The organism is Brevundimonas sp. SS2672, assembly GCF_059579685.1.
Genome location: NZ_CM184201.1, coordinates 679,283 through 704,702 on the forward strand (window position 1 = coordinate 679,283; position 25,420 = coordinate 704,702).

The window sequence follows — 25,420 nt, forward strand, 5'->3', positions numbered from 1 at the left end:
CCCCCATGGTTGGACGCAGCCGAGACATGAAGCCGGAACAGGGCAGGGGCGCGCCGCGCGCGCCGGTCGTGGCCGCGCTCGATCTCGGTCAGGCCAAGGTCGCCTGCTTCATCATGAAGCCCGACGGCGTGCGCCACGCCGACCGCACCATCCGCGTCGCCGGCGCCGGCCATGTCCAGTCGCGCGGCGTCAAGGGCGGGGCCATCGTCAACATGGACGAGACGGCTCAGGCCATCGGCCACGCCGTCGAACGCGCCGAGCGCGCGGCGGGCGCCCCCGTCTCCGGCGTCGTCGTCACCACGGCCATCGGCCAGATGGCCAGCCACCGGGTGCAGGCGCGCGTCTCGCTCGGCTCCCACCCGATCAGCGACGCCGATCTGGCGCGCGCCATCGGCATGGCCCTGGCGCAGATCCGTCTGCCGAACCGCCGCCCGATCCACGTCCTGCCCATCGCCTGGTCGGTGGACGGGGCGCGCGGCGTCCACGACCCGCGCTCGATGCGCGGCGGCTCGCTGGGGCTGGACCTGCTGGTCGTCTCCATGTCCGAGGGCTCGTTCAACGCCCTCAGCCACTGCCTTGAACTGGCCCATCTGGACCTGCAGGGCGTGGCCGCTGCGCCCGTCGTCTCCTCCCTCGCCGCGCTGGAAGAGGATGAGATGGAGCTGGGCGCCCTGTGCATCGACATGGGCGGCGGTTCGACCTCGGCGGCGGTCTGGGGCGGTCGCTCCCTGCTGCATATCGAAAGCCTGAACGTCGGCGGCGACCATGTGACCGCCGACATCGCCCGCGGCCTGTCGACCTCGCGCGTCGGCGCCGAACGGCTGAAGACCCTGCACGGTTCGGCCATGGCCAGCGCCAACGAAGACCGCGAAATGCTCGAAGCCCCGCCGCGCGGCGAGGACGCCTCCGCCGGTCCGGTCATCGTCCCGCGCGCCATGCTCAAGACCGTCATCGCCCCGCGCGTCGAAGAGACGCTGGAGCTGCTGCGCGACCGCCTGAAACACGCCGGTATGGGCCTCGAACCCGGTGCAGGCCTGGTGCTTACCGGCGGCGCCAGCCAGTTGAACGGCGTGCGCGAACTGGCCGTGCGCGTCTTCGACCGCCCGGTCCGTCTGGGCCGCCCGCAACGCGCGCCCCACCTGGCCGACGCCGCCGCTGGCCCGGCCTTCTGCTCGGCCGCAGGCGTCCTGCTGCGCGCCGCCTACGGCCCGCGCGAGGCGGTCTCGGCCCGCAAGCTGATGTCCCGCCAGATCACGGCTGCGGATGCGCCCAAGGTGCATCGCGGCGGCATGGTGGCGCGGGCGGCGGGGTGGCTGCGGGATAATTTATAACACCCGTAGCCTTTATCATCTTGAACAATAGCGGCCTCGAGCGCGCGGAAGGCGCCGCGTGAGCGTGTGTGCTCGCGTCTGCTTCTTTGCGGAAAGGGGACATAAGTGTGGCGTCATTGTTACAGGGCTAGTTTTATATCGTCTAAAATGTGGCTATAATCTTGCTCATTGACACAATTTGGCTAAAGCGGATGAAGTGGCTTGAGCGATATTCGCTTTGAGCGGTCGAAGTTTAATTGCCGAGATTGGGGGGCGAGCATCCATGCACCTGAAACGAAATTATCTATTTGGGACTACGATCCTCGCGAGCATGCTCGCAGTTTCAGCTCCCTCATTCGCACAGTCGCAGCAAGCGACTAGTGTCGAAAACGTCCCTTCGGCTCAGGCGGATGAGCAGGCGACGACCGTCGGCGAAATCGTCGTCACCGGTTCGCGTATTCGTCGTGATCCGACGACCGCTCCTACACCTCTGATTCAGGTTCAGCGCGAGCAGTTGCTGGAAAGCGGTCAGTCGACGATGATCGACTACTTGGCCACCATTCCGGCCCTGTCGAACTCGGTGGTTCCGTCGGATACGACGGGCTCCGGCTTGGGCGATGGCGGGTTGTCGCTGCCGAACCTCCGCTCGCTCGGCTCCGGCCGCACTCTGACCCTCGTTGACGGCCGCCGTCATGTCGGCTCCAACGGCGGTTCTCTGGCGGTCGATGTGGACACCATCCCGCGCCTGCTGATTGAGAACATCGAGATCATCACCGGCGGGGCTGCGTCCGTTTACGGTGCCGACGCCGTGTCGGGCGTGCTAAACTTCAATCTCCGTAAGGACTACGAAGGGGCTGAGATCGACGCCAACTACGGCATGATCAACCAGGGCGGCGAGGCGAACCAGCGCATCTCCGCGCTTGTCGGCAAGAACTTCTTCGACGACCGCCTGAACGTCTATGCGTTTGGCGAGTACGAGAAGGCGGATGAAGTCCGCGCAGCGGATGTCGATTGGCTGCGTGGCTCGACGGCTCTCGTCTCAACCGATGCTGACCCGGTGGCGCGACCTTTCGACGGCATTATCGACTCGACCCTGTTCTCCAACCTTCGCACCATGCAGCGGCTGCGCTGGGGCGTCGTGAATCTGGCGAACAACCGCGCCGCCAGCCCCACAAATGACCCGGATACGAGCTATTTCAGCTGCGGCGTTGTTGGCTCCGCGGTGCCGACCGCGAACTACAACAACACCAACTGCACTCAACTCGCCCCTGGCAAGTCCTGGGTGTTCAACGGCGATGGCTCGGCGAGGCTTGCGGACTTCGGCACGCGCGTCGGGACGGGTCTGTCGCCGGTTTACAACGTCGGCGGCGACGGGGAGCCCGCTTCGGAGTACGGCCAGTACACCTTCTTCCCGCGGTCCGAAGCCAAGCGCTTCCAGGTCGGCGCCAACTTCCGTGTCACGGACAATATCCTGGCGCGTGTGGAAGCGAAGCGGGTCGAGGAAGAGACCTTCGACGAAGGACAACCTACCTTCTTCGATATCTTCATCTCGGACCGCACGGCTGCGAACCGGCTATCGACCATCCGTGCGACGAGCGCATTCGACATTCGTTTAAGTGACAACGCCTTCATTCCGGAGAATCTGCGGCAGGCGATCCTCAACAACAGGATCGACATCTATTCGCAGCCGACCGCGACCGAACCTGGTCAACTGCTCGGCACTGCCGCTGCGCCCTACGCTCGCTCGGCGCTGCGCGGCCCGGATCGTAGCCAGCTCAACACGCGCGATCTGACACGCTATGTGGCCTCTTTGGAAGGGCGCTTCGACAACTTCCTGTTCGTCAAGGATGGTAGCTGGGACATCGGCTACACCTACGGCGAGGTCGAGGTCGCCAACCGTGAACGCGGCGTCGATGTCGAGCGCATGGCGTTCGCGTCGGACGCCGTGCGTGACACGGCGGGTCTGCTTGGCGCCCCGGGCGGTATTGTCTGCCGTTCCACCTTGCTCGCCAAGCAGGGTGTCCCGATGGGGCAACTCGGCGATCCGGTGCGGGGCGGTGACGTTCGCAGCTCTGAAGCTGGACGCGCTGCAATCGATCAGTGCAAGCCGTTGAACATCTTCGGCGCTGGACAGCAGAGCCAGGAAGCACTGGATTATATCTACGCTGAAGTCGGCACGACGGATCGTAATGAGCAAGAGCAACTGCTGGGCTCGTTCTCCGGGCAGTTGTGGGACTTCTGGGGCGCTGGCCGCATCGGCATGGCGATCGGTGCCGAGCATCGGCGTGAGTTCACTGAAGGCACGGGCCGCGATCGTGAATTCGGTGATCGCCTCTTGTTCCTGAACAGCGGTCCTGATCAGGAGCCGGTGCAATACGAGAGCGACGAGATCTTCGGCGAAATCTCCATCCCCCTGTTCCGTGACAGCTTCCTCGGCCAGTATGCCGAGCTGAGCGGTTCGTACCGCTACTTCGATTACAGCCATATCGGTACGGGCGACGTCTACGGCGTCAACCTCGTCTATCGGCCGATCCGGGACATCGCCTTCAAGACGAGCTTCAATACATCTTTGCGGGCTCCGACGCTGTCAGAAGTGTATGGTCCTTATTCGCAGACGTTCTCGTTCTTTGGGTCGAACGATCCCTGTAACACGACCAACATCAATGCCGCCGCTAACGCCGAGTATCGTGCGAACAGGATCAAAAACTGTACCGCTCTGGCCGCTCAGCAAGGCTTGACGTTCGATTTTGCCGGCGACACGCCGGGAACGACGGACGATTTTGGTCGGCTTTACTCCACGTCCAGCATCTCGGGCGTGTCCGGGGGTAATCCGAATCTGGAGCCTGAAGAGTCCGAATCGTTCACCTTCTCGGTCGTTCTTCAGCCCCGTTTCATTCCGAACTTCAGCTTAGTTCTCGACTACTATGAGATCGAACTGACGAACGTCATCGCCTCTGTTTCGGCACAGACGTTGGCGGAGAACTGCGTCAACGGTCCCACCCTCAATGAGGGAGCCTGCTCCTTTATCTTCCGCAACAACCCTGACGTTCCGTTCGGGGTTGGCGCTCCCAGCAGCGATCCGGTCGGCGGTTACATCGAAAGCTCGATCAACTACGCCAAGCGCTCTACGCGCGGTCTGGACTTCACGGCTAACTATTCGGTCGACATCGAAGAGATGTTTGGCTTGAACCTGGGCCGATTGGACTACCGCCTGGGCGGCACGTGGCTGATCGAACAGAAGCAGTTCAACAACGCTCAGAATCCCAACGATTATACGGGGTTGGATTCGACGCTGTTGTATCCTCGCGTTCGCATGACGTCATCGCTGACGTATCGTCCGACCTCGAAGTGGAGCGTGAACTGGACGATGGACTGGCAGACGGCTCAGGACATCTCGCAGATGCGCAACTTCGTGGCGAACGCGGACGCGCGATTGTTGCAATATACGAACACCGGCAACTTCGCCCGTCATGACTTCACGGTTCGCTACAACGTCACGGATGATGTCTCGGTCCGCGCAGGCGTCACCAATGCCTTCGATGCCGAGCAAGCTAAGTGGTTGGGCTTCACTCTCTACCCCAACTTCGATCCGTGGGGCACGCGCTACCACATCGGCGTGAACTGGAAGATGTGGTAACTACCACCATATCCTCAAGAAAGGCGGAGGGCGGCTCTTGGAGCCGCCCTTTTGTCGTTTTCAGCGTCGTATGCAGGGATAATCTGCGGCCAAGCTACGGTACGGGCTTCCAAATCCGTCGACTCGCATTACCGAGGGTAACTCTTCGTTAACGCAGACGGGGTTTTCCTTAACGCGCTCATAACCAATGCGATTCGGCGGGGAGTTCGCATCGGGGACGAAGGGCAGGGTCCTTAGGTCGGAATTTTATAATGTCTCTCTCGCTGGTCAGGCCGGAAGCCACGGAATTGAAGCCCCGCATCGTCGTCTTCGGCGTAGGCGGAGCGGGCGGCAACGCCGTCAACAACATGATCGACTCCGGCCTTGAGGGCGTGGAGTTCGTCGTCGCCAACACCGACGCCCAGCATCTGAGCTTCGCCAAGACCGACCGTCGCATCCAGCTGGGCGAGACGATCACGCAAGGGCTGGGCGCGGGCGCCCACCCCGAAGTCGGCATGAACGCCGCCGAGGAGAGCGCGGACGAGATCCACGCGCACCTGGAAGGCGCGCACATGGTCTTCATCACCTGCGGCATGGGCGGCGGCACCGGCACCGGCGCGGCGCCGGTCATCGCCAAATGCGCGCGTGATCGCGGCATCCTGACTGTCGGCGTGGTGACCAAGCCCTTCACCTTCGAAGGCCGCCACCGGATGCGCCTGGCCGACGCCGGCGTGGCCGAGTTGCAGCGCTACGTCGACACCCTGATCGTCATTCCGAACCAGAACCTGTTCCGGGTCGCCAACGAACGCACCACCTTCTCCGACGCCTTCGGCATGGCCGACCAGGTGCTGCACTCGGGCGTGCGCTCGATCACCGACCTGATGATCCTGCCGGGCCTGATCAACCTGGACTTCGCCGACGTCCGCGCCGTGATGAGCGAGATGGGCAAGGCCATGATGGGCACGGGCGAGGCCACGGGCGACGACCGCGCCCTGCTGGCGGCCCAGAACGCCATCGCCAACCCGCTGCTGGACGAGACCAGCCTGAAGGGCGCCAAGGCCGTGCTGGTGAACATCACCGGCGGCATGGACATGACCCTGCTGGAGGTCGACGAGGCCGCCAACGCCATCGCCGGCGAAGTGGACGGCGACGCCAACATCATCTTCGGCGCCGCGTTCGACCCGGCGCTGGACGGCAAGATCCGCGTCTCGGTCGTCGCCACCGGCATGGATGAGGCCGTCATCCAGCAGATCGAGCCGCAGGGCCAGACCTTCGGCGGTCGCCCAGGCGGTCTGTCGGCCGCTGCGCCGCGTCAGCCGGAAGTCCGCATCGATCCGGTGCGTGAAGCCGCGTCGCAACCGGCGCCGACCCCGACCTATGAAGCCCCGGCCGCCCGCGCGCCCGAGCCGAAGATCGAGGCCAAGCCCGAACCGGTCATCCACGACGCGCCGCGCAACCTGGAGCCGATCGTCGATCCGTGGGTCGAGGAATATGAGCAGGGCGCCGGCCGCGCCCAGCCTGCGGCGTCTTCGGAGCAGGGCGATCTCTATTTCGACCGCGCCCCGCAGCGTCAGCAGCCTGCGCCGCAACAACCGGCCCAGCGCCCGGCCGCCCGTCATGAAGAGCCCGCCGAGGAGCCCTTCTACGACGAGCGCGATCATCGTCGCAGCGGCTGGAGCCTGTTCGGCCGCAAGCGTCAGCAGCCGCAGCAGCAACAATCCTATGCGCCCCCGCCGTCGTCGAACCGCACGACCCAGCAACTGCGTCAGACGCAGTCGATGCAGCCTCAGCAGCAGGATCCGCAGGTGGGCCAGTCCGAGGATGACGACCTGGAGATCCCTTCCTTTCTCCGCCGCCTCGCGAACTGATCGGCCCAGGAAGCCCTGATACTGAAACGCCCCGGAGCCGACCTCCGGGGCGTTTTTGCGTGTGGGCGCAAGGCGTCGAGCTGTCGCCGAACCGAAACAATCCGAAACTCGACTTTCATTTCGGGCTTGAGCCCTGAGGCGTAAACGACAGGCGAGGCGAAGACCGTCCCGTTTGGGGCGGGTCGCGCAACAGAGAGTATCCGAGTGACGGTCCGCAACGACCAGTACGAACAGACCATCGTCGCCCCGGCCATCTGCGCCGGCGTCGGCGTGCACACCGGCCGCCGCGTGCGTCTGGTCGTGCGCCCGGCTGCGCCCGGCCACGGCATTGTCTTCGTGCGCACGGACGTGACCGACCGCGACAACCGCATCCCCGTCTCGGGCGAGGCGGTCGTGGACGCGCGCCTGAACACCATGATCGAGAACGTGGCGGGCGTGCGCCTGTCGACGATCGAGCACCTGATGGCCGCCCTGTCGGCGCTGGGCGTCTCCAACGCCGTGATCGAGGTGGACGGGCCGGAACTGCCGATCCTGGACGGCTCGGCGCTGCAGTTCGTGCAACTGCTGGACCGCGCGGGCTTCCGTCGTCAGGAAGCGCCCCAGACCTTTATCGAGATCCTGAAGCCGATCCGGGTGGAGGAGGGCGACAAGTCCGCCGTCCTTCTGCCTTGCGACCGCTATGAGATGCGCTTCGAGATCGATTTCCCCACGCCGGTCATCGGCAATCAGGTGGTGGACTTCGTCGTCGACGAGGCGACCTTCCGCTCGGACATCATGGCCGCCCGCACCTTTGGCTTCGCCCATGAGGTCGAGGCCCTGCGTCAGGCCGGGCTGGCTCGCGGCGGTTCGCTGGAGAACGCCGTGGTGATCGACGGCGACCAGATCCTGAACCCCGGCGGCCTGCGCATGGAGCGCGAGTTCGTGCGCCACAAGGCGCTGGACGCCATCGGCGACCTGTATGTGCTCGGCGCACCGCTGCTGGGCCGATACGAAGGCGTCAAGGCGGGCCACGCCCTGAACAACAAGCTGGTCCGCGCCCTGCTGGCCCAGCCGGATGCCTGGCGCGAGACGGTTCGCGTGCCCGACATGGCGATGGCGGGCTGAATTCTTCCTTCTCCCCTTGAGGGAGAAGGTAGCAGGCGGAGCCTGACGGATGAGGGGTGGCGACGCCCTGGCATCCAGATTGTCGCGTCGCCGTCCTCTCTAATTTTTAGATGCCGCGCTGACACCCCTCATCCGAGCGCCTCCGGCGCCCACCTTCTCCCACAAGGGGAGAAGGCTCAGGCTAGCGTAATCGCGCTGATCAACCGGCCGAAGTCCGGTTCACCCGCCAGATAGGCGCGGCGGTTGGAGTAGAAGCGCTTTTCGTCCGCGCGCGTGTCGTCGCCGGTCCAGGCGGCCTCGCCGACGCCCGCCTGCTCCAGTCGCCACAGGACAAAGCCGGGCAGGTCGAACTGACGCTTGTCGTCGGCTGCGCCGGGGGCGAAGAAGCGTTCGCTGCCGGGGTCGTGGTGGGCGAAGCGGTCCTGGTAGTCGGCGCCGACCTCATAGGAGCCTTGGGCGATGCATGGGCCGACGACGGCGACGATGCGCGACGGCTCGGCCCCTAGGGCCTGCATGGCTGTGACGGTCGAGTGGATGACGCCGCCAAGGGCGCCCTTCCAGCCCGCGTGGGCGGCGCCGATGACGCCCGCCTCGGCGTCGGCGAACAGGACGGGGGCGCAGTCGGCGGTTAGGACGGTTAGCACCGGCCCCTTCACGCCCGCGACCACGGCGTCGCCCTCGGGGCGTTCTCCGGCCCAGCCGCTTTCGGCCACGCGGGCGACGGCGGAGTGGACCTGATAGCAGCCGCACAGGTCGTCGGCGCCGCTGCCCATCCATTCGGCGACGCGGCGGCGGTTCTCGGAGACGCGGGCCGGGTCGTCCTTGGAGCCGACGCCTGCGTTCAGTCCGGCATAGATGCCGTCCGATACGCCGCCCGCGCGCGTGAAGAAGCCGTGGCGAACCCCGGCCTTGGTCAGCAGCGGATGGGTGATCGGGTTCAGGCTCATGCGGCGGCTTCCAGTTCGAAACGGGCGGCGTCGATGGCGGCCTGAACGGCCTTGCGGGCCTGGGGGCTGTTCTTCCAGCAGGTCGAGCCGACGCTGGCGGCGGCCCCGGCGCAGACGACGGCCGCATCCGCCTGGGCCAGACGGGCGAAGCCGCCGACGCCCAGTTCCTCCAGCCGTTCGATCACCTTGGGGCCGACGCCTTTGGTCGCCAGCAGGATCTGGCGTTCGTGGTCGGTGAAGGTCATGGGCGCATCAGCCTCCATCATCCGGCGGGCTGCGTCAGAAGCCCGGCAGGGCCAGCGAACGCGGCGAGAAGATCGCCGCCGCCTTGAATAGTTCGCCCATCTGATCCGGCGCGGTCAGGCGGTCCAGCTGGCGCTGGATGACCGGGGCGGCCTCGGGGCGTCCCTGCATCAACCGCTGGGCGCGGGCTTCGATCCCCAGCGTCTTGAGGAAGGCGCCCTGACCGACGCAGCCGGTGACGTCGACGCCGCCGCGCACGGCGGCCTCCAGCACCAGGGGGAAGTCGGCCCATTGCGTCAGGTCGGCCTCGCCCGGCGTGGACAGGGGATCGACCTTCTGGTGCCGCCGCAGGGCCTGAAGCGTGTCGCCGGCCTCGGGTTTGCTGCGGCCGTAGTCGATCAGCAGGGCGGCGCCGGATGCGGCGCGGATCAGGCTGGCCAGATCGCGGCCGAAGGCGGCCTGTTGTTCTGAAATCTCGATGATCTGGCCCGGTTCGACCTCGAAGCCCGGCGTCTCGAAGCCGTCGGCGATGGCGGTCAGGCCGAAGGTCAGCTCATTGTCGTCGGTGACGCCGATGCGGCGCTCGGCCCAGCCGCCTTCCGTCTTGATGAACTGGCGCGCGGGCAGGCAGTCCAGCACCTCATTGGCGATCAGGATGACCGGGGCGTCGGTCTCGACCTTGTGCAGGGCGCCGAGCCAGCGCGGGTGCACGTCAGCGTCAGCCAGCCGCCGGGCCTGTTCGGCGCGCAAGGGGGCGCTGGGCTCGATCAGGATCAGGTCCACCGCCTGCAGGAAGCCGGGGACCAGCCGCGCCGCGCGCAACACGTCGGACATCAGCGTCCCGTCGCCGGGGCCCACCTCGACCAGCCGCACCCGCTCGGGCGCGCCGAGACGGGTCCAGGTCTCGACCGCCCACAGGCCGATCAGTTCGCCGAACATCTGGCTGACCATGGGCGCGGTGATGAAGTCGCCGCGTTCCCCCAGCGCCGGGCGCGTGGCGTAATAGCCGCCCCTGGGGTCGTGCAGGCAGCGAGTGACGTAGTCCGCCACCGTCATCGGCCCGGTCAGCACGATCTCGCGGACCAGTCGGTCCTTGAGCGTCTCCGCCATGATGGTCTTACGCCTCCGCGACTTCCGGCTTCTTCAGCGCCCGCCAGATCAGCCAGGCGCCGACCAGCATCATCGGGATCGACAGGATCATGCCCATGGTCAGGCCCAGCGGCAGGTTCTCCAGCCCGGCGTCGGGCTGGCGCACATTCTCCAGCGCGGCGCGGCAGACGCCGTAGCCCAGCAGGAACAGGCCGGTGACGAAGCCCGGACGCTTCAGCATCCGCCACTTCCAGATCGCCAGCGACAGGACGACGAACAGCAGCAGGCCCTCAAGCCCGGCCTCATATAGCTGGCTGGGGTGACGCGGTTCGTTGCCGGCGGGGCAGAAGCCGTACATCTGCTGAATGCGCTCGTTGCAGAAGCGGATGGCCCAGGGGACGGTCGTCTCGCGGCCCCACAGCTCGCCGTTGATGAAGTTGGCGATGCGGCCGAAAAACAGACCCAGCGGCGCGACCGGGGCGATCAGATCGCCCAGGCTGAGCGGGTTCACCTTCTGGCGACGGGCGTAGAGGGCGAGCGCGATCACCACGCCGAGGAAGCCGCCGTGGAAGCTCATGCCCCCGGTCCACAGCTGCAACAGCTCCAGCCGCTCGCCCCAGCTGTCGCCGGTGAACAGTTGGGCGAACATCGCCGGCTTGTAGAAGAGGGCGTAGCCGAAACGGCCGCCCAGGATGACGCCCAGGGTGATCCACAGCACCAGGTCGTCCAGTTGCGGTCCCGTCACCGGCGGCTTGCCGGGCGCCCACAGCCGCTCGGTCTTGGCGAGACGCGAGGCGTACCACCAGCCCAGGACGATGCCGGCCACATAGGCCAGGGCGTACCATCGGATGGGCAAGGGGCCGAGATGGATCAGGACGGGGTCGAATTCGGGAAAGGGCACGGGGCCTCCGTCTGCGCCTTCAGAAGTTGGCCCATGGTCTAGCAAGCGGGACTGCATTCGTCGCGCGCTTTTCCCGCGAAGCAGTCTATAGGCCGCTGGCAGGTAAGGTTTGGTTTACCCAAATCAATGCACCGTTAACCATGTCCGGGCCCGATGGTCCGGGAGTTCTCAAGAGGCCGCCATGCAGACGCGCAATCCCCTCCTTGATGAGTTCGCCAAGCTGACCACCGGCGCCATGGGCCTGGCCCAGGCCGCGGGCGAAGAGGCCAAGGCCGCGTGGCGCGCCCAGGCCGACCGCTTCGTCGCCGAAATGGATCTGGTGCGTCGCGACGAGTTCGACGTGCTGAAGGACGAGATCGCCGCCCTGCGCGCCGAGATCGCAGCGCTGAAGGCCGCCGCCGTCGCCCCGAAGAAGGCCGCCAAGGGATCGTCCACAGACGCAGCCTCGACCCCGGATTCAGCCGGTTGAGCCGAATCTGCGAACACGCCTACCGTCCTCGAAAGCGCTCAATCGAGTCGCTGTCGCTGCTGAAGAAGTTGAACGCCTGATGGATGCTGTGAGACCCGAAGAGGTCGACCTGCCCTTTGATCCGCTGGATGTGGTCGAACACGTCCTGACGGCGGAGAACCTGCCGTTCGACCGTACGGACGAGGGCGATCTGGCCTTCGCCCTGGCCGGCGACTGGAAGGACTACGAACTCTGGTTCGCCTGGCGGCCCGAGGGCGACTGCCTTCAACTGTGTCTGGCGCTGGACCTGCGGGTGGCCAAGACGCGCCGCGCGGCCGCCTATGAGTTGGTGTCGATGATCAATCAGCGCACCTGGCTGGGCCATTTCGAGATCTGGCCGGATGAAGGCGAGATCGTTTTCCGCCACGCCCTGGCCCTGCCGCACACCGAACGGCCGACCCTGGCCCAGGCCGCGTCCATGATCGACGCGGCGGTCGAGGCGGCGGACCGTTACTATCCCGCCTTCGATTTCATGGTGCGCGGCTCCAAGAAGCCGAAGGAGGCGATCGACGCCTGCCTGTTCGAGACGGTGGGCAACGCCTGATGAGCGGTTCTGGACGTCCGGTCGTGCTTCAGGGCGTGGGACGCCTGGGCTCGGCCATTCTGGAAGGCTGGCTGGCGACGGGCGCCGTCGATCCGGCCGATCTGATTATTCTGACGCCGTCCGAAAAGCCGGTCGCCGAGGCGGCGCGGGCGAAGGGCGCGCGGATCAATCCGCCGCTGGAAGAGCTGGCGAACGCCCGCGCCTTCGTCATCGGCGTCAAACCCGCCAAATGGCTGGAGGCCGCGCAGGCGGTGCTGCCGCATCTGGCCGCTGACGCGGTGATCGTCTCGGTCATGGCCGGGGTGCGCGGCGAGACCATCTCTGACGGTTACAACGGCCGCCCGGTCGTGCGCGTGATGCCGACGACCGGCGTGGCGCAGGCGCGGGGCGTGGCGACGCTGTGGTCCTCTGAGGCCGACGCCCTGAAGGTAGGGCGCGATCTGTTCGAGCCGATCGCCGAGACGGTGCTGCTGGACGACGAGGCCCTGATGCACGCGGCGACGGCGGTGTCCGGTTGCGGACCGGCCTATTTCTTCGCCTTCACGCGAGCTCTGGCTGAAGCGGGCGAATCCGAGGGCCTGTCGCGTGAGGCCGCCGCCCGTCTGGCGCGCGCCACCCTGCGTTCTGCTGCGGCGGGCGTAGAGGGCGACGAGGCGCTGAATGCCCTGATCGACCGTGTGGCCTCGCCGGGCGGGGTGACGCAGGCGGGTTTGGTCGCTCTCAATGAAAACGGCGCCCTCGACCATTCTGTCGAAAGCGCCGTGAAGGCGGCGGTCGCCAAGTCCACTGAACTCAGCGGCTGATCGTCAGGCGCCTCACCGCTTGACGAAGCGGCCGTCGGCCAGGTTGCGGGCCAGGCGGTCATAGGCGCGTTGGGCGTCGGTCCAGGTGGTGGCGCCGCGCGCGTCGGCCAGGGTCGGGGTGTAGTAGTCGAACTTGACCGGTTGAACCTCGCCGGAGGCCGTCGTCACCGTGCCTTCGACCGCGGCGCCGCCGATCGACAGGCTGCGCATGGCGTCGAGGCCCGGCTTGTCGGACAGTTGCTGCATGGTCGGACGGTTGGGCTTCAGGTCCGTGATGACCAGTTCAAGCCGGGCGCCGTCCAGCGCACGACGATCCGTCAGCACGCGCTCAAGCGTGCGGGTCAGGTCGCTGACCTGCTGTTGAACGTCGCGCTCGCCCAGTTCCGCCGCGGTCTTGGCGAAGTCGGGGCTGACCGTCACGACGACGGCCGAGGGTTGAGCCGCAGCGGCGCCGGAGAGGGCGAAAACGGCGGCGATCGGTGCAAGAAAAGCAATAGGACGCATAGTCAGGCTCCAGAATTCCAGGCCCCCCTGGAACACCGGACAAGATGGCGATGATTTTACGGTTCCGCTAGGGGCGCCGCTCAAAGATCTAGGGGGCGCGACGATCCGCCGGCAGCCGGATCGCGGCCTTGAGCCCGCCCAGTTCGCTGCGGCCCAGGGCGATGTCGCCGCCGTGGCTGCGCGCCACGTCGCGCGCCACCGCCAGGCCCAGACCCACGCCCTTGCGGTTCTGGTTGCGCGAGGCGTCCAGCCGGGAGAAGGGGCGGAAGGCCTCTTCGTGCATGTCTTCGGGGATGCCGGGGCCGTCGTCCTCGACCGTGATCTCCAGCCCGCCGGAGGGCAGGGGACGCGCCGACAGCCGCACATGCTCGCCATGGGAGGCGGCGTTGCCGACCAGGTTGTTGATCGCCCGGCGGAAGGCCAGCGGCCGGGCCAGCATGTTCAGGTCGTCGGGCGTCTCGACCTCGGCGGCGGCCCCGGCGCGGCGGGCGTCGTCGGCGGCGCGGCGCAGCATTTCGGGCACGGAGATCGTCTGGGCGGCTTCCCCGGCCTCGCCGCGCGCAAAGGCCAGGTATTCGTCGATCATATGCTCCATCTCGTCCAGATCGCCCTTCATTGCCTCAGCGCGCTTGAAGGGCGGCGCCAGGGCCAGTTCAAGGCGAAGACGGGTCAGGGGCGTGCGCAGGTCATGGCTGACCGAGGCCAGCAGAGCCGTGCGCTGGTCGATGTGGCGCTGGATGCGCGAGCGCATGTCCAGAAAGGCGCTGGCGGCGGCCCGCACCTCGCGCGCGCCGTGCGGCTTGAAACGCGGCACGCTTTCGCCCCGGCCGAAGGCCTCGGCCGCATGGGCCAGGCGCTCGATGGCGCGCACCTGATTGCGGATGAACAGCACCGCCACGGCCAGCAGCAGCACGGTGGCGATCATCAGCCACAGGACGAAGATGTGGGCCTGCGTCGCCACGGCCCGCTCGCGCGGGGCGATGACGCGCAGGACGCCGTCCGCCTCCTGCACGCGGATGTCGACATAGGCGGGGTAGCGGGTGGTGTCGAACCAGAAGGGCTGGTCCAGCCGCGAGGCCAGCGCCTTCTCCAGCGTGCGGTCGACCAGTCCCAGGGCGCCGCGCCGTTCTTCGGCGGGCAGGGAGGCTTCGGGCTGGAAGGCGATGGACAACTGCATCGACCGCTCGGCGCGTTCCGAGATCAGCGCCAGATTCCGGGCCGAGGGGTCGTCGCGATAGCTCTCGGCCGCCCAGGCCACGTCGCCCGCCAGGCCTTCGGACAGGCGCGCCGTCACCGCCTGCCAGTGGGCGTCGAAGAAGGCCCAGGTCACCGCCGCCTGCATGATCAGGACAGGCAGGACGATGATCAACAGCGAGCGGCCCCACAGGGAGGTCGGCACCCGGCGCTTGATCCAGCGCGTCCAGACGTTGAACGGCATCAGCCGCATCGGCGTCGCCTCAGTCCGGGGCCAGCATATAGCCGATGCCGCGCACGGTCTGGAGGTAGCGCGGGTTCTTGGGGTCCGCCTCCAGCTTGCGGCGCAGGCGCGTGACCTGCACGTCGACGGCCCGACCGGTCACATCGGCGGTGTCGGGCGACAGGGTCATGCGCTCGACCGGCGAATGGGCGTGGATGGCCAGAGTCTTGAGCAGTTGCGCCTCGGCCTCGGTCAGGCGCTGAAGGGCGCCGTCGCGCGTCAGCTCCAGCCGCTCCATGTCGAAGACGGCGGGACCCATGTGGATTTCCCGCGGCGTCATCAGCTTGCCGCCGGTGCGGCGCAGGATGGCCTCGATCCGCAACGCCAGTTCGCGCGGATCGAAGGGCTTGGACATATAGTCGTCGGCCCCGCGCGACAGGCCTTCGATCCGGTCGTCCGGGTCGCCCTTGGCGGTCAGCAGCAGCACTGGCGTCTTGGACAGGGCCGCCTGGCTGCGGATCCAGGTCGTCAGGTCGAAGCCGCTTTCGCCCGGCATCATCACGTCCAGCACGATCAGGTCGAACTCGATCAGTTCCACCATGCGCCGCGCCGCGCCCGCGTGCGCGGCGCCGGTGACGCGATAGCCCTCGCGACTCAGGAATTCCTTGAGCAGTTCGCGGATGCGGTCGTCGTCGTCGACGACCAGGATGTGCCGTCCGCTGCCGGCCGGGGCGACGGGGCCGGAACGGCCATTGGCGCGCGGCTCGACCATGCTCATCGCCATTCTCCTTGCGAGGCGCCGTTGACGCTGGGTTGCGGCAGGCGTCTAACCGAGATCGTTGCGCAGGAGACGTACTTCAATGGCCTTCGTTCCTTTCGACGATCGTGACGGCTGGATCTGGTTTGACGGCGACTTCGTCCCCTGGCGGGAGGCGAAAACGCACGTCCTGACCCATGGCCTCCACTACGGCTCGTCGGTGTTCGAGGGTGAGCGTATGTATGGCGGTGAAATCTTCAAGCTCACAGCCCACAGCCAGCGCCTGAAGCGCTCCGCCGAACTGCTCGACTTCGAGATTCCCTATAGCGTGGCCGAGATCGACGCCGCCTGCAAGGAAACCTGCGCCCGCAACGGCCTGATCGACTGCTATATCCGGCCTATCGCCTATCTGGGGGCCGAACAGCTGAGCGTCTCGTCGCTGAACAGCAAGGTCCACCTGGCCATCGCCGCCTGGGAATGGCCCAGCTATTTCGACCCCGAGGTCAAGAAGAAGGGCATTGCGCTGGAGTGGGCCAAATGGCGCCGCCCCGACCCCGCGACGGCCCCGTCCACGGCCAAGGCGGCGGGGCTGTACATGATCTGCACCATGTCCAAGACGGCGGCCGAGAAGCGCGGCTTCAACGACGCCCTGATGCTGGACTGGCGCGGCTATGTCGCCGAGGCGACCGGCGCCAACGTCTTCTTCGTCAAGGACGGCGCCCTGCACACGCCGCGCGTCGACCACATCCTGGACGGCATCACCCGCCAGACGGTGATCGAAATGGCCCAGGCGCGCGGGACCGAGGTCGTGGTGCGCGACATCCTGCCGGAAGAGCTGGCCGGCTTCTCCGAGTGCTTCCTGACCGGCTCGGCCGCCGAAGTCACCCCGGTGGGGCAGGTCGGCGACTATCGCTTCACGCCGGGCGAACTGTCGTTGGGTCTGATGGACGACTACGGCAAGCTGGTGCGCGGCCAGCTCTGACCCCGATCAGGCGGAGGGGCTTGCCTCCGCCTCTTTCGTGAGCGCTGCCTGAGCCGCGGCCTTGCGGGCGCGCACCTGCCTGCGCCAACGCCAAATCAGCCAGAGCAGCGGCGCGCCCAGCAGCAGGACAGGCAGCGCGCCAGCCACGAACAGGATCACACCGCCCAGGGAAGACATGAAGGCATAGGTCGCCGAGTTCATGGCGTCGGACACAGGCCGCAGGGCGCTGTCGGGCGCCAGACGCCCTGCGGCGCGATAATAGACGTCCAAGCGTGACGTCTGAACCCGTGTGCGCATGACCTCCAGCGTTGATCGGGCGGCGTCCAGTTCTCCCTGAACCCGCGCCAATTCACGTTCGACCTGCAGCAACTGTTCCAGCGTGCCGCTGCGGGTCGACAGCAACTGCTGCAGCCGATCACGCAGGGTGGTCAGCGCCTTCAGCCTTGCCTCTGTGTCGATCAACTGCCGTGTCAGGTCTTCGCTCTCGACCGCTTGATCGATCACGCTTCCGCCCGCGCCCTTGGCCTCCTTTTCCAGTCCTGCGCGGAAGCGGGCGACGTAGGCAGGGGAGGCGCGCATTTCGAGTCGCGCCGACAGCGAGTCTCGCCCCACGCGGTTCGATTGTGCGCCGAGAACCTGACATTGCGTCGGCCCGGCGCTGATGCAGGCCTGCTCGTGGCGGAACATGAGGCGAGGCGCCGCCTCGGTAGGGAGTTCGAGCCCGAATCGATAGGCGTAAGCGATGCTGGGCGCGCTCGTGTCGTCGCTTGTTCGAGCAGAGCGTGGAGCGTCTGCTGCGGCGTCAGGCCCTGCGGCTGCCGCGCCGCCGGGGGAGCCATCAACTCGACATCGACGGCTTCGTCGACATAGTTGTCTAGAGCTGGGCCGCACCCGGCCAGGGCTGCTCCGCCGACCATCAGCGCCGCCATCAGTTCCTTGCGCATGCCCTGCCTCCCCATTGATGCGTAACGCTGATAGGGGAGGAGCATAACGGCGAAGTTTGGGCTGACGGAAGGCTTTGCCGCGTCCGAACGTCGCGCGAGCTCTTGACCAGCGGGCCGCAGGGTGCGTTCAAGCAAAACCACAAACGTCGGCCGCGCGCCGGGGCCGGAGCCGCTTATTTCATGTTCAGCCTCCTGAACCTCCAGAGCCTGTTCGGGCTGGTCGTCATCGTCGCCCTCTGCTGGGCGATCTCAGAGAACCGCCGCGCCTTTCCGTGGCGGCTGGCGATCGGCGCAGTGCTGGTGCAGGCGGCTCTGGTGCTGGCGACCTTCGCCATACCCGGCTCGCAGGTGGTGCTGGACGGCATCAACAATGCGGTGAAGGGGCTGGAGCTGGCGACCGAAGAGGGCACCAGGTTCGTCTTCGGCTTCCTGGCGGGCGGGGACCAGCCCTACGCCGTGGCCAATGAGGGCGCGCTGTTCACCTTCGCCTTCAACGTGCTGCCGTTGATCCTGGTGATCTCGGCCCTGTCGGCCCTGTTGTGGCACTGGAAGATCCTGAAGTGGATCACCCTCGGCTTCGGCTTCCTGTTTCAGCGGACCATGGGGCTGGGCGGCGCCTCGGCGCTGGCGGTGGCGGCCAACGTCTTCTTGGGCATGATCGAAAGCCCCATCGTCATCCGCGCCTATCTGGACAAGCTGACCCGTTCGGAAGTCTTCCTGATGATGGTGGTGGGCCTGGCCACCGTCGCCGGTTCGACCATGGTGGCCTATGCGACCATTCTGTCGCCGGTCCTGTCCAATGCTGCGGGGCACGTGCTGGTGGCCTCGATCGTCTCGGCGCCGGCTGGCGTCATGCTGGCCCGCGTCATTATCCCCGAAAAGCCCGGCGAGGGCGGGGCGGTGGCCGACTACAACTCGGCGCTGAAGTACGACAGCGCCGTCGACGCCATCGTCAAGGGCACGTCCGACGGCCTGATGGTGGTGCTGAACATCTCGGCCGTGCTGATCGTTTTCGTGGCCCTGGTGGCCCTGGCCAACATCATCCTGGGCGGCTTCGTCATCGCCGGCGAACCGCTGACGGTCGAGCGCATCCTGGGCGTGCTGTTCGCGCCCGTGGCCTGGCTGACCGGCGTGGAATGGGCCGACGCCCACAAGGCGGGCTGGCTGCTGGGGGTCAAGCTGACCCTGACCGAGTTCGTCGCCTTCATCGAACTGGGCAAGGTTCCGGCCGCCGAGATGAGCGAGCGCACCCGGATGCTGATGACCTACGCCCTGTGCGGTTTCGCCAATATCGGCTCGGTCGGAATCACCGTCACCGGCCTGTCGGTGCTGATGCCCGAGCGTCGCGAAGAGGTGCTGGGGCTGGTGTGGAAGGCGCTGTTCGCCGGCTTCCTGGCCACCCTGATGACCGCCTGCATCGTCGGGGCCTTGCCCGCCGCCGTCTTCGCCTAGTAGCGTCGCGCAGGGCAGCCGAAGGGACCCTTTGATGAAGCTCTATGAAAGCCGCCGCGCGCCCAATCCGCCGCGCGTCCGCTGGGTCATGGCGGAAAAGGGCGTGACCGACGTCGAGCGGGTCGAGATCGAGCTTCTGGCGGGCGAGCACCGCACACCGGCCTATCGCGCCAAGTTCGGCGTGCCGCACGTCCCGGCGCTGGAGCTGGACGACGGGACCTGCCTGACCGAATCCATCGCTATCTGCCGCTATCTGGAGGCGCTGCACCCCGAGCCGAACCTGTTCGGCCGCGATCCGAAGGAGCAGGCCATCATTGAGATGTGGATGCGGCGGTGCGAGATGTATCTGGCCAATCCAATGATGCTGAACGTGCGCTTCACCCATCCGGCCTTGGCCGCGCTGGAGGCGCCTCAGCCCCAGGTCGCCGAATACAACCGCCTGGGCGCCGAACGCTTCATGAAGACGCTGGATCGGCATCTGGCGGATCATGAGTTCATCGCCGCCGACCGCTTCACCATCGCCGACATCGTCGGGGCCGTGGGACTGGATTTCGCCCGCCTGGTCAAATACCGGCCGCCCGAGGAGTTGACGCATCTGGCCCGCTGGCTGGAGGCCTGTCGCGCTCGTCCGGCGGCGGCGGCGGGGATGTGATCCGACCTTGCGCACTCTGACTGCGCCGGACCGCTGGCTGGCCCTGCTGCTGGCCGCCCTGGCGGGCTATGTCGACAGCCTGGGATTCCTGCATCTGGGCGGGGTGTTCGTCTCCTTCATGAGCGGCAACACCACGCGCCTGGCCGTCAGCCTGGCCGAAGGACGGTGGCTGGCGGCGGGCGCGGTGGGGGGCGTGCTCCTGCTGTTCATTCTGGGCGCCATGCTCGGCGCCCTGGTCGCGGGCGGGGAGGGCGCGCGCTCGCGCAGTCGGGTGCTGGCGCTGGAGGCGGCGCTGCTGGCCGGCGCCGCCCTGGCGGCCGGAGCCGGGCTCGCGCCCCTGGCGATCAGCCTGATGGTCCTGGCCATGGCGGTCGAGAACTCGGTCTTCCTGCGCGACGGCGAGGTCGGGGTCAGCCTGACCTATATGACCGGAACCCTGGTCAAGACGGGGCACGCCCTGGCCGCCGCCCTGCGCGGCGGCGATCCCTGGGCGTTCCGACCTTATATGGCGCTCTGGGCGGGCCTGGCCGGGGGCGCGCTGATGGGGGCCGCGGTCTATGGCCGCCTGGGGCTGATCGCCCTGTGGCCGGCGGCCGCGCTCGCCATGGTTCTGGCGCTGAAGATGAGGTTCAACCGCGTGGCGTGAACTTCCGGATCACGCCGGAGAAGGTCATCAGCAGGCGCTCGCCGGTGACGATCTGGCCGCGCACGAAGATCAGGCTCTTGCCCGCCTTGGACACCTCGCCCGTCGCCTCGATCAGTTCGCCGACGTAGGCGCCGTCGATGAAGGTCGAATCCAGCTGCACCGTCACGCCCGAGGCGCCCTCCATTTCCTGATAGGCGATCTGGAACATGGCGATGTCGGCGAAGGTCATCAGGCAGCCGCCGTGCATCCGTCCGCCGAAATTCATGTGCTTCTGCTCGGCGCGGAAGGCGCAACGCATGGAGCCGTCGGGGTCCGGCTTGCGATAGAAGGGGCCGACGGTGGAGTCGAAGGTGGCGCCGGAGACCTCATAGGTCTCCCACCCCGCGAACTCGCCTTCGGTGATGGTGATCTTGCCGACCATGCGATTACGCCTTCTTTCTGATCTCGCGCTGCCGCATATAGCGCGCATGAGCGATCCAATCGAAGCGGCCATTTTCGAAAAACTGGCCAAGGCCGATCCCAAGAACGTCGGCGGCAAGAGCATCGAACCGGCCGATGTGGCCAAGGAGCTGCAGCCCGAGCAGTGGCAGCGGATGCTGCCCAAGGTGAAGGCGACGGCGCTGGGCCTGATGCGTCAGGGCAGGCTGACCATCACCAAGAAGGGCAAGGCGGTCGATCCCAACAACTTCCGCGGCGTGATCCGTCTGCGCCTCCCGACCGAGGCCGAGACGGCCGCGGCCCTCGCGGCCCTGCCGCCGGTCGAAGCGTCGGATGACGACTTCGACTGATCCGGACGCCGGCCCGCAGACGGCGCTCGACGACGTCCTGGCCGAAATCCGCGCCTGCCGGGCGTGCCTGGGACTGCTGCCGCATACGCCGCGTCCGGTGGTCATGGTCACGCCCGAAACCCGGCTGTTGATCTGCGGCCAGGCGCCGGGCCGGCGCGTGCATGAAAGCGGCCTGCCGTTCACCGATCCGTCCGGGGTTCGTCTGCGCGACTGGATGGGCGTGGACGAGGCGACCTTCTACGGCGACCCGCGCATCGGCGTCGCGGCCCAGGCCTTCTGCTTTCCCGGCACCGATCCGAAAGGCGGCGACTATCCCCCGCCGCGCCGCTGCGCCGAGCTGTGGCGGGCGCGCCTGCTGGCGGAACTGCCGAAGGTCGAGTTGACCCTGCTGGTCGGCGGCTACGCCCAGACCTGGGCCCTGGGCGATCGAACCAAGGCGAACATGACCGAGACGGTCCGCGCCTGGCGCGACTATGCGCCCTCTGTCCTGCCACTGCCGCATCCGTCCTGGCGCAACACGGCCTGGCTGAAGAAGAACCCCTGGTTCGAGGCCGAGGTTCTGCCCTACCTTCGTCGGCGGACAGCGGAGATATTGGCGTGACCTATCGCTTTTCCCTTCTCCCCTTGTGGGAGAAGGTGGCTCGCGGAGCGAGACGGATGAGGGGGGCGTTTGCTTCACCCTCATCCATGGCCGTTCTGCCCGTCGGCGCAGCCCCCTCATCCGAGCGCCTCCGGCGCCCACCTTCTCCCTCGAGGGGAGAAGGAAGAAAGGGCGGATGGGTCGCCGCCCTTCTTTCTCTCGCCCTCGCCGCCTGCGCCACGCCGCACGTTCAGCCGCCGCTGACGCCGCCCAACGGGTTCAACGGGCCGCGCATCGAGGCGGGAACCCTGGGCCGAGGCGCCTTCGTGGTGCAGGACGGGGCGCGGCTGCCCTATCTGCGCTGGAGCCCGGAAGGCCAGGCGCCGTGGGCCGTCATCGTCGCCCTGCACGGCTTCAACGACCACTACGCCTCCTTCCGCTTCGCCGGGCCGTGGTGGGCGACGCGGGGCATTGAGACCTGGGCCTATGACCAGCGCGGCTTCGGCCTGGCCCCCAACCGGGGCGAGTTCGCGGCCGAAAGCCTGACCAGCCAGGACCTGCGCACCATCGTCGCCCTGGTCCGGGCCCAGCGGCCCAACGCCCTGATCGTGGTGGCGGGCGAAAGCATGGGCGGCTCCTCGACCATCGCCGCCTTCGGCTCCGACGCGCCGCCGGACGCCGATCGAGTGGTGCTGCTGGCCCCCGGCGTGTGGGGCTGGTCCAGCCAGAGCGCCTTCAACCGCGCAGGGCTGTGGACCGCCGCTCGCCTGATGGGAGCCAAGCGGGTCGAGCCGCCGTCCTTCGCCGTGCGCGACATCCGCGCCTCGGACAATACGCTGGAGCTGATCCGCAACGGCCGCGATCCCCTGTCGATCCTGTCGACGCGGTTCGATTCCCTGTACGGCCTGGTCGATCTGATGGAGACGGCGACGCGTCGGTTGGGGAAGATCGAGACGCCGACCCTGCTGTTCTACGGCGCCCACGATCAGATCATCACCAAACGCCCCATGCGCCGCGCCCTGGAACAGGCGGGCGAGCGGCCGAACCTGACGACGGGCTACTACGCCGACGGCTGGCACATCCTGAACCGCGACCTTCAGGCCGAGACCGTCTTCGCCGACGTCGAAGCCTGGCTGCGCGATCCGGCCCGTCCGCTGCCGTCCGGCGCGCCGCCCGTGCTGCCGGCCCTGGCGGCCGATCCGAAGGCGCGCTGAGGTCTGAGCCGCCCGAATATTGAGCATATGATAACCGCGGTCGTCGTAACCGAGCGGGATGACCGTTTCTCGCCCCCATCTGCCCGCCCTCGATAGTCTGCGCGGACTGGCCGCCCTGGCCGTTTGCCTGATGCATGCGACGCCGCTGTTCGGGCTCAGCGCCCTGGCGCCGCACGCCTATGTGGCGGTGGACTTCTTCTTCGTGCTGAGCGGGTTTGTTCTCTATTACCGCTACGCCCATGTCCTGCTGCCCGGCGCGCAGCGGCCGATGGGCGCAGGAGCCTTCATGCTGCGGCGGATCGCTCGGCTCTATCCCCTCTATGTGCTGGCGACGCTGATGGGGTTCGCCCTGACGACCCTGTGGCTGGCGGCGAACGGAAATCTGGGCGCCGAGGCGGGCGCGTCGGTCTATGCGCTGATCAGCGGTCTGCTGATGATCCCGGCGGTGCTCGACACCTCGGGTCTGCACGACGCCCAGGTGCTGTTCCCCTATGTCGACCTCGGCTGGTCGATCTTCTGGGAAATGGTCATGTCCGTGGTCTTCGTTTTCTGGGCGAAGGCGGGGTTGCGGTTCCTGCTCGTGGTCGGAGCTGTCGCCTTCCTGGCGCTGGCGGCGGCGACCTGGTCGATGGGATCGGTGGACGGGGGGTGGCAATTGGCGAATTTCCATGTCGGAGGCCTGCGCGCCCTGACCGGCTTCTGCCTGGGCATGATGACGGCGCGCGTCTTCCTGGCGCGAGACAATGCGGCGAAGACGACCGCGCGCCCCCTGCTGGCCTGGGGCGCCTTGGCCCTGGTCGCGGCCGCAGCGGTCTATGTGGTGCTGGGGCGATCCTTCACAGTCCTCGGCGTCGAGTTGCTGCTCCTGGCCTGCGTCTTCCCGGCGGTCGTGTGGATGACGGCGGTCTCAGCTCCGCGCATTCTGAGCGTCGGTCCCGGCGTGGTGTTGGGCGGGGCCTCCTACTCCATCTACCTGCTGCACGGCTCCCTGCTGGAGGCGACCAGCGTGGTGCTGAAGCGAGATCCCCTTCCTGGCGCCGTCGCCCCTGATCGGCCTGATCTGGCTGGCGGGGGTTCTGGTCGCCAGCTGGCTATGCTGGAAGCTGTTCGAGACTCCGGCGCGGCGGTGGGTGATGGCTCGGTTTGAACGTCCGAAACGACCCGCCCTGGCCGAAGGCTGAACGCAGGAAACACGGAAATCGGGGCCTGAAGCCGCAGTCGACCCGGAACTGGCGGCGCCGGCACGGTGATGCTTGCCGTTTGTCGGAGGGGCGCGTATGTCCATGCGCACAAAAAATACCCCAGGAAAGGCCTGTCATGGGCATGACGCTGTTTGATTCTCCTTCTTTCTCGAACCACGAAGGCGTCCACGCCTTCTATGATGAGAAAACCGGCCTGAAGGCGATTGTTGCGGTGCACTCGACCGCGCGCGGTCCGGCCGTGGGCGGCACTCGCATGTGGAACTACGCCACCGCCGCCGAGGCGCTGGAAGACGTGCTGCGCCTGTCCAAGGGCATGAGCTACAAGAACGCCGTCGCGGACCTGGAGATGGGCGGCGGCAAGTCGGTTATCATCGGCGACAGCCGCACCCAGAAGTCGCCTGAGCTGTTCCATGCCTTCGGCCGCTATCTGAACGGCCTGGGCGGCCACTACTACGCCGCCGAAGACGTCGGCACCTCGGTCGAGGACATCGCCGAAGCGCGCAAGGTCACCGAATACGTCCTGGGCCTGAAGGACGGCCCGGAAGCCTCGGGCGACCCGAGCCCGGTCACGGCCGAGGGCGTGTTCCGCTCGAACCTGGTCGTCGCGCGCCGCCTGTTCAAACAGGACGACATGACCGGCCTGACCGTCGCCATCCAGGGCGTGGGCCACGTCGGCGCCTATCTGGCCGAGAAGCTGCACAAGGCCGGCGCCAAGCTGATCATCACCGACGTCAACCAGGCCAACCTGGAGGCCGTCGCCGCCAGGACGGGCGCCGAGATCGTCGCCCCGGACGCCATCTATGACGTCGCCGCCGACATCTACGCCCCGTGCGCCCTGGGTGCGACGTTGAACCCGCAGACGCTGGACCGCCTGAAGGTCAAGGCCGTGTGCGGCGCCGCCAACAACCAGCTGGCCACCGCCGACATCGGCGACGAACTGTTCAAGCGCGGCATCCTGTATTCGCCGGACTACGTCATCAACGGCGGCGGCATCATCAACGTCGCCTCGGAAATGAACGCCCGTCAGACCGGCGGCGCCTATGACGCCTCGTGGGTCGAAGGCAAGCTGTCGCGCCTGATGGAGACCTTCGAGGAAATCCTCGAGCGTTCGGTCTCCGAGAACAAGCCGACCCACCTGATCGCCGACGCCATCGCCGAGGCCCGCATCAAGGCCGCGGCCGACAAGAAGGCCGAAGCCCAGAAGGTCTAAGGGTCTTCGACAAGACAGCCTGCCTTCCTTGAGGAGGCGGGCGGGCGCCGGGGGCGCCGAAGGGGGTGCGGGGCGTGATGGTCCTGCAGCCCCTTTTTCTTTTGCGCCGTGGCCCCTCTCCCATCGGGAGAGGGACATG

General features: G+C 67.1%; 26 protein-coding genes. 17 read left to right on the plus strand and 9 right to left on the minus strand.

Annotated elements, in window-relative coordinates; genetic code table 11:
* Positions 1 to 5 precede the first annotated feature (5 nt).
* The 4 genes from ftsA to lpxC all read left to right on the plus strand — a co-directional run bounded on the left by ftsA (position 6) and on the right by lpxC (position 7,898).
* A complete protein-coding gene (ftsA, locus tag AC52GN_RS03315) occupies positions 6 to 1,331 on the plus strand; it encodes a cell division protein FtsA (protein ID WP_291778244.1) in 1,326 nt (441 codons plus the stop codon).
* Between the two features lie 262 nt (positions 1,332 to 1,593).
* Positions 1,594 to 4,947 carry a TonB-dependent receptor plug domain-containing protein gene (locus AC52GN_RS03320; protein WP_496528173.1) on the plus strand — a complete coding sequence of 1,118 codons (3,354 nt, stop codon included), beginning with the start codon at positions 1,594 to 1,596 and terminating at the stop codon, positions 4,945 to 4,947.
* A 251-nt stretch (positions 4,948 to 5,198) separates the two neighbouring features.
* Positions 5,199 to 6,794 (plus strand): cell division protein FtsZ, encoded by a 1,596-nt coding sequence (ftsZ, locus tag AC52GN_RS03325; protein ID WP_496528174.1) that lies wholly within the window; start codon positions 5,199 to 5,201, stop codon positions 6,792 to 6,794.
* A 204-nt stretch (positions 6,795 to 6,998) separates the two neighbouring features.
* On the plus strand, positions 6,999 to 7,898 hold the full coding sequence (gene lpxC / locus AC52GN_RS03330; RefSeq protein WP_496528175.1) for a UDP-3-O-acyl-N-acetylglucosamine deacetylase: 900 nt from the start codon (positions 6,999 to 7,001) through the stop codon (positions 7,896 to 7,898).
* Positions 7,899 to 8,074: 176 nt separating this feature from the next.
* Here the strand turns inward: lpxC and pgeF are convergent, their stop codons facing one another.
* Genes pgeF through lgt form a run of 4 tightly spaced genes read right to left on the minus strand, consistent with a single transcriptional unit; the run spans position 8,075 to position 11,078 of the window.
* Positions 8,075 to 8,845, minus strand: a complete 771-nt coding sequence (gene pgeF, locus AC52GN_RS03335) for a peptidoglycan editing factor PgeF (RefSeq protein WP_496528176.1) — start codon at positions 8,843 to 8,845, stop codon at positions 8,075 to 8,077.
* Positions 8,842 to 9,090 (minus strand): helix-hairpin-helix domain-containing protein, encoded by a 249-nt coding sequence (locus tag AC52GN_RS03340; protein ID WP_496528177.1) that lies wholly within the window; start codon positions 9,088 to 9,090, stop codon positions 8,842 to 8,844. The genes pgeF and AC52GN_RS03340 overlap by 4 nt, the downstream gene beginning before the upstream one ends.
* A 34-nt stretch (positions 9,091 to 9,124) precedes the next feature.
* Positions 9,125 to 10,198 carry a class I SAM-dependent methyltransferase gene (locus AC52GN_RS03345; protein ID WP_496528178.1) on the minus strand — a complete coding sequence of 358 codons (1,074 nt, stop codon included), beginning with the start codon at positions 10,196 to 10,198 and terminating at the stop codon, positions 9,125 to 9,127.
* A gap of 7 nt (positions 10,199 to 10,205) precedes the next feature.
* A complete protein-coding gene (gene lgt, locus AC52GN_RS03350; RefSeq protein WP_253111326.1) occupies positions 10,206 to 11,078 on the minus strand; it encodes a prolipoprotein diacylglyceryl transferase in 873 nt (290 codons plus the stop codon).
* A gap of 181 nt (positions 11,079 to 11,259) precedes the next feature.
* On the opposite strand from lgt, the gene AC52GN_RS03355 reads away from it, so the two are divergent.
* From AC52GN_RS03355 to AC52GN_RS03365, 3 genes are all read left to right on the plus strand, one after another.
* Complete coding sequence (locus AC52GN_RS03355) at positions 11,260 to 11,547, plus strand: accessory factor UbiK family protein (RefSeq protein WP_303698179.1); 288 nt, start codon at positions 11,260 to 11,262, stop codon at positions 11,545 to 11,547.
* Positions 11,548 to 11,626: 79 nt separating this feature from the next.
* On the plus strand, positions 11,627 to 12,130 hold the full coding sequence (locus AC52GN_RS03360) for a type III secretion system chaperone family protein (protein WP_004370784.1): 504 nt from the start codon (positions 11,627 to 11,629) through the stop codon (positions 12,128 to 12,130).
* On the plus strand, positions 12,130 to 12,933 hold the full coding sequence (locus tag AC52GN_RS03365) for a pyrroline-5-carboxylate reductase family protein (protein ID WP_496528179.1): 804 nt from the start codon (positions 12,130 to 12,132) through the stop codon (positions 12,931 to 12,933). Before AC52GN_RS03360 ends, AC52GN_RS03365 begins: the two co-directional genes overlap by 1 nt.
* Before the next feature lie 12 nt (positions 12,934 to 12,945).
* Here the strand turns inward: AC52GN_RS03365 and AC52GN_RS03370 are convergent, their stop codons facing one another.
* Positions 12,946 to 13,179 (minus strand): hypothetical protein, encoded by a 234-nt coding sequence (locus AC52GN_RS03370; RefSeq protein WP_414631886.1) that lies wholly within the window; start codon positions 13,177 to 13,179, stop codon positions 12,946 to 12,948.
* Here AC52GN_RS03370 and AC52GN_RS03375 point away from each other — a divergent pair.
* A complete protein-coding gene (locus AC52GN_RS03375; RefSeq protein WP_496528180.1) occupies positions 13,171 to 13,491 on the plus strand; it encodes a hypothetical protein in 321 nt (106 codons plus the stop codon). The two genes, AC52GN_RS03370 and AC52GN_RS03375, sit on opposite strands and share 9 nt — an antisense overlap.
* Positions 13,492 to 13,525: 34 nt before the next feature.
* Here the strand turns inward: AC52GN_RS03375 and AC52GN_RS03380 are convergent, their stop codons facing one another.
* Positions 13,526 to 14,884, minus strand: coding sequence for an ATP-binding protein (locus AC52GN_RS03380; protein ID WP_004370787.1), 1,359 nt, complete (start codon positions 14,882 to 14,884; stop codon positions 13,526 to 13,528).
* A 10-nt stretch (positions 14,885 to 14,894) separates the two neighbouring features.
* Positions 14,895 to 15,626: a response regulator gene (locus AC52GN_RS03385; protein ID WP_199683787.1), complete on the minus strand. Its 732-nt coding sequence runs from the start codon at positions 15,624 to 15,626 to the stop codon at positions 14,895 to 14,897.
* A gap of 88 nt (positions 15,627 to 15,714) precedes the next feature.
* Here AC52GN_RS03385 and AC52GN_RS03390 point away from each other — a divergent pair, with 88 nt between their 5' ends.
* Positions 15,715 to 16,593 carry a branched-chain amino acid aminotransferase gene (locus AC52GN_RS03390; protein ID WP_496528181.1) on the plus strand — a complete coding sequence of 293 codons (879 nt, stop codon included), beginning with the start codon at positions 15,715 to 15,717 and terminating at the stop codon, positions 16,591 to 16,593.
* A 6-nt stretch (positions 16,594 to 16,599) separates the two neighbouring features.
* Here the strand turns inward: AC52GN_RS03390 and AC52GN_RS03395 are convergent, their stop codons facing one another.
* Complete coding sequence (locus AC52GN_RS03395) at positions 16,600 to 17,484, minus strand: DUF4349 domain-containing protein (protein ID WP_496528182.1); 885 nt, start codon at positions 17,482 to 17,484, stop codon at positions 16,600 to 16,602.
* A gap of 233 nt (positions 17,485 to 17,717) precedes the next feature.
* Here AC52GN_RS03395 and AC52GN_RS03400 point away from each other — a divergent pair, with 233 nt between their 5' ends.
* The 3 genes from AC52GN_RS03400 to AC52GN_RS03410 are packed head-to-tail and all read left to right on the plus strand — an operon-like array spanning position 17,718 to position 20,287.
* On the plus strand, positions 17,718 to 18,989 hold the full coding sequence (locus tag AC52GN_RS03400) for a NupC/NupG family nucleoside CNT transporter (protein WP_312220061.1): 1,272 nt from the start codon (positions 17,718 to 17,720) through the stop codon (positions 18,987 to 18,989).
* Between the two features lie 34 nt (positions 18,990 to 19,023).
* A complete protein-coding gene (locus tag AC52GN_RS03405; protein ID WP_496528183.1) occupies positions 19,024 to 19,641 on the plus strand; it encodes a glutathione S-transferase family protein in 618 nt (205 codons plus the stop codon).
* A gap of 7 nt (positions 19,642 to 19,648) precedes the next feature.
* Entirely contained in the window at positions 19,649 to 20,287 is a 639-nt protein-coding gene (locus AC52GN_RS03410; RefSeq protein WP_291778297.1) for a YoaK family protein, read from the plus strand.
* Here the strand turns inward: AC52GN_RS03410 and AC52GN_RS03415 are convergent.
* Positions 20,271 to 20,708, minus strand: coding sequence for a PaaI family thioesterase (locus AC52GN_RS03415; protein ID WP_338576287.1), 438 nt, complete (start codon positions 20,706 to 20,708; stop codon positions 20,271 to 20,273). The genes AC52GN_RS03410 and AC52GN_RS03415 overlap by 17 nt on opposite strands.
* Positions 20,709 to 20,754: 46 nt before the next feature.
* On the opposite strand from AC52GN_RS03415, the gene AC52GN_RS03420 reads away from it, so the two are divergent.
* The 5 genes from AC52GN_RS03420 to AC52GN_RS03440 all read left to right on the plus strand — a co-directional run bounded on the left by AC52GN_RS03420 (position 20,755) and on the right by AC52GN_RS03440 (position 25,281).
* A complete protein-coding gene (locus tag AC52GN_RS03420; RefSeq protein ID WP_004370794.1) occupies positions 20,755 to 21,075 on the plus strand; it encodes a DUF3253 domain-containing protein in 321 nt (106 codons plus the stop codon).
* The gene (locus AC52GN_RS03425) at positions 21,059 to 21,676 is read left to right on the plus strand and encodes a uracil-DNA glycosylase family protein (RefSeq protein WP_291778306.1); all 618 of its coding nucleotides are present in this window, start codon (positions 21,059 to 21,061) and stop codon (positions 21,674 to 21,676) included. The genes AC52GN_RS03420 and AC52GN_RS03425 overlap by 17 nt, the downstream gene beginning before the upstream one ends.
* 86 nt (positions 21,677 to 21,762) lie before the next feature.
* Complete coding sequence (locus AC52GN_RS03430; RefSeq protein WP_496528184.1) at positions 21,763 to 22,869, plus strand: alpha/beta fold hydrolase; 1,107 nt, start codon at positions 21,763 to 21,765, stop codon at positions 22,867 to 22,869.
* A gap of 58 nt (positions 22,870 to 22,927) precedes the next feature.
* On the plus strand, positions 22,928 to 24,016 hold the full coding sequence (locus AC52GN_RS03435) for an acyltransferase family protein (RefSeq protein WP_496528185.1): 1,089 nt from the start codon (positions 22,928 to 22,930) through the stop codon (positions 24,014 to 24,016).
* A gap of 176 nt (positions 24,017 to 24,192) precedes the next feature.
* A complete protein-coding gene (locus AC52GN_RS03440) occupies positions 24,193 to 25,281 on the plus strand; it encodes a Glu/Leu/Phe/Val family dehydrogenase (protein WP_291778437.1) in 1,089 nt (362 codons plus the stop codon).
* Positions 25,282 to 25,420: the final 139 nt, after the last annotated feature.

Excerpts from the sequence above, each read along its gene's own strand:
- AC52GN_RS03370 (WP_414631886.1), bottom strand. The coding sequence starts at position 13,179 with ATGCAGCAACTGTCCGACAAGCCGGGCCTCGACGCCATGCGCAGCCTG.
- AC52GN_RS03435 (WP_496528185.1), top strand. The coding sequence starts at position 22,928 with ATGACCGTTTCTCGCCCCCATCTGCCCGCCCTCGATAGTCTGCGCGGA.
- AC52GN_RS03365 (WP_496528179.1), top strand. The coding sequence starts at position 12,130 with ATGAGCGGTTCTGGACGTCCGGTCGTGCTTCAGGGCGTGGGACGCCTG.
- AC52GN_RS03390 (WP_496528181.1), top strand. The coding sequence starts at position 15,715 with ATGGCCTTCGTTCCTTTCGACGATCGTGACGGCTGGATCTGGTTTGAC.
- ftsA (WP_291778244.1), top strand. The coding sequence starts at position 6 with ATGGTTGGACGCAGCCGAGACATGAAGCCGGAACAGGGCAGGGGCGCG.
- AC52GN_RS03440 (WP_291778437.1), top strand. The coding sequence starts at position 24,193 with ATGACGCTGTTTGATTCTCCTTCTTTCTCGAACCACGAAGGCGTCCAC.
- AC52GN_RS03340 (WP_496528177.1), bottom strand. The coding sequence starts at position 9,090 with ATGACCTTCACCGACCACGAACGCCAGATCCTGCTGGCGACCAAAGGC.
- AC52GN_RS03430 (WP_496528184.1), top strand. The coding sequence starts at position 21,763 with ATGGCCGTTCTGCCCGTCGGCGCAGCCCCCTCATCCGAGCGCCTCCGG.
- AC52GN_RS03320 (WP_496528173.1), top strand. The coding sequence starts at position 1,594 with ATGCACCTGAAACGAAATTATCTATTTGGGACTACGATCCTCGCGAGC.
- AC52GN_RS03355 (WP_303698179.1), top strand. The coding sequence starts at position 11,260 with ATGCAGACGCGCAATCCCCTCCTTGATGAGTTCGCCAAGCTGACCACC.
- AC52GN_RS03405 (WP_496528183.1), top strand. The coding sequence starts at position 19,024 with ATGAAGCTCTATGAAAGCCGCCGCGCGCCCAATCCGCCGCGCGTCCGC.
- AC52GN_RS03415 (WP_338576287.1), bottom strand. The coding sequence starts at position 20,708 with ATGGTCGGCAAGATCACCATCACCGAAGGCGAGTTCGCGGGGTGGGAG.
- AC52GN_RS03400 (WP_312220061.1), top strand. The coding sequence starts at position 17,718 with ATGTTCAGCCTCCTGAACCTCCAGAGCCTGTTCGGGCTGGTCGTCATC.
- AC52GN_RS03385 (WP_199683787.1), bottom strand. The coding sequence starts at position 15,626 with ATGGTCGAGCCGCGCGCCAATGGCCGTTCCGGCCCCGTCGCCCCGGCC.
- pgeF (WP_496528176.1), bottom strand. The coding sequence starts at position 8,845 with ATGAGCCTGAACCCGATCACCCATCCGCTGCTGACCAAGGCCGGGGTT.
- AC52GN_RS03345 (WP_496528178.1), bottom strand. The coding sequence starts at position 10,198 with ATGGCGGAGACGCTCAAGGACCGACTGGTCCGCGAGATCGTGCTGACC.
- AC52GN_RS03425 (WP_291778306.1), top strand. The coding sequence starts at position 21,059 with ATGACGACTTCGACTGATCCGGACGCCGGCCCGCAGACGGCGCTCGAC.
- AC52GN_RS03360 (WP_004370784.1), top strand. The coding sequence starts at position 11,627 with ATGGATGCTGTGAGACCCGAAGAGGTCGACCTGCCCTTTGATCCGCTG.
- AC52GN_RS03420 (WP_004370794.1), top strand. The coding sequence starts at position 20,755 with ATGAGCGATCCAATCGAAGCGGCCATTTTCGAAAAACTGGCCAAGGCC.
- ftsZ (WP_496528174.1), top strand. The coding sequence starts at position 5,199 with ATGTCTCTCTCGCTGGTCAGGCCGGAAGCCACGGAATTGAAGCCCCGC.
- AC52GN_RS03380 (WP_004370787.1), bottom strand. The coding sequence starts at position 14,884 with ATGCGGCTGATGCCGTTCAACGTCTGGACGCGCTGGATCAAGCGCCGG.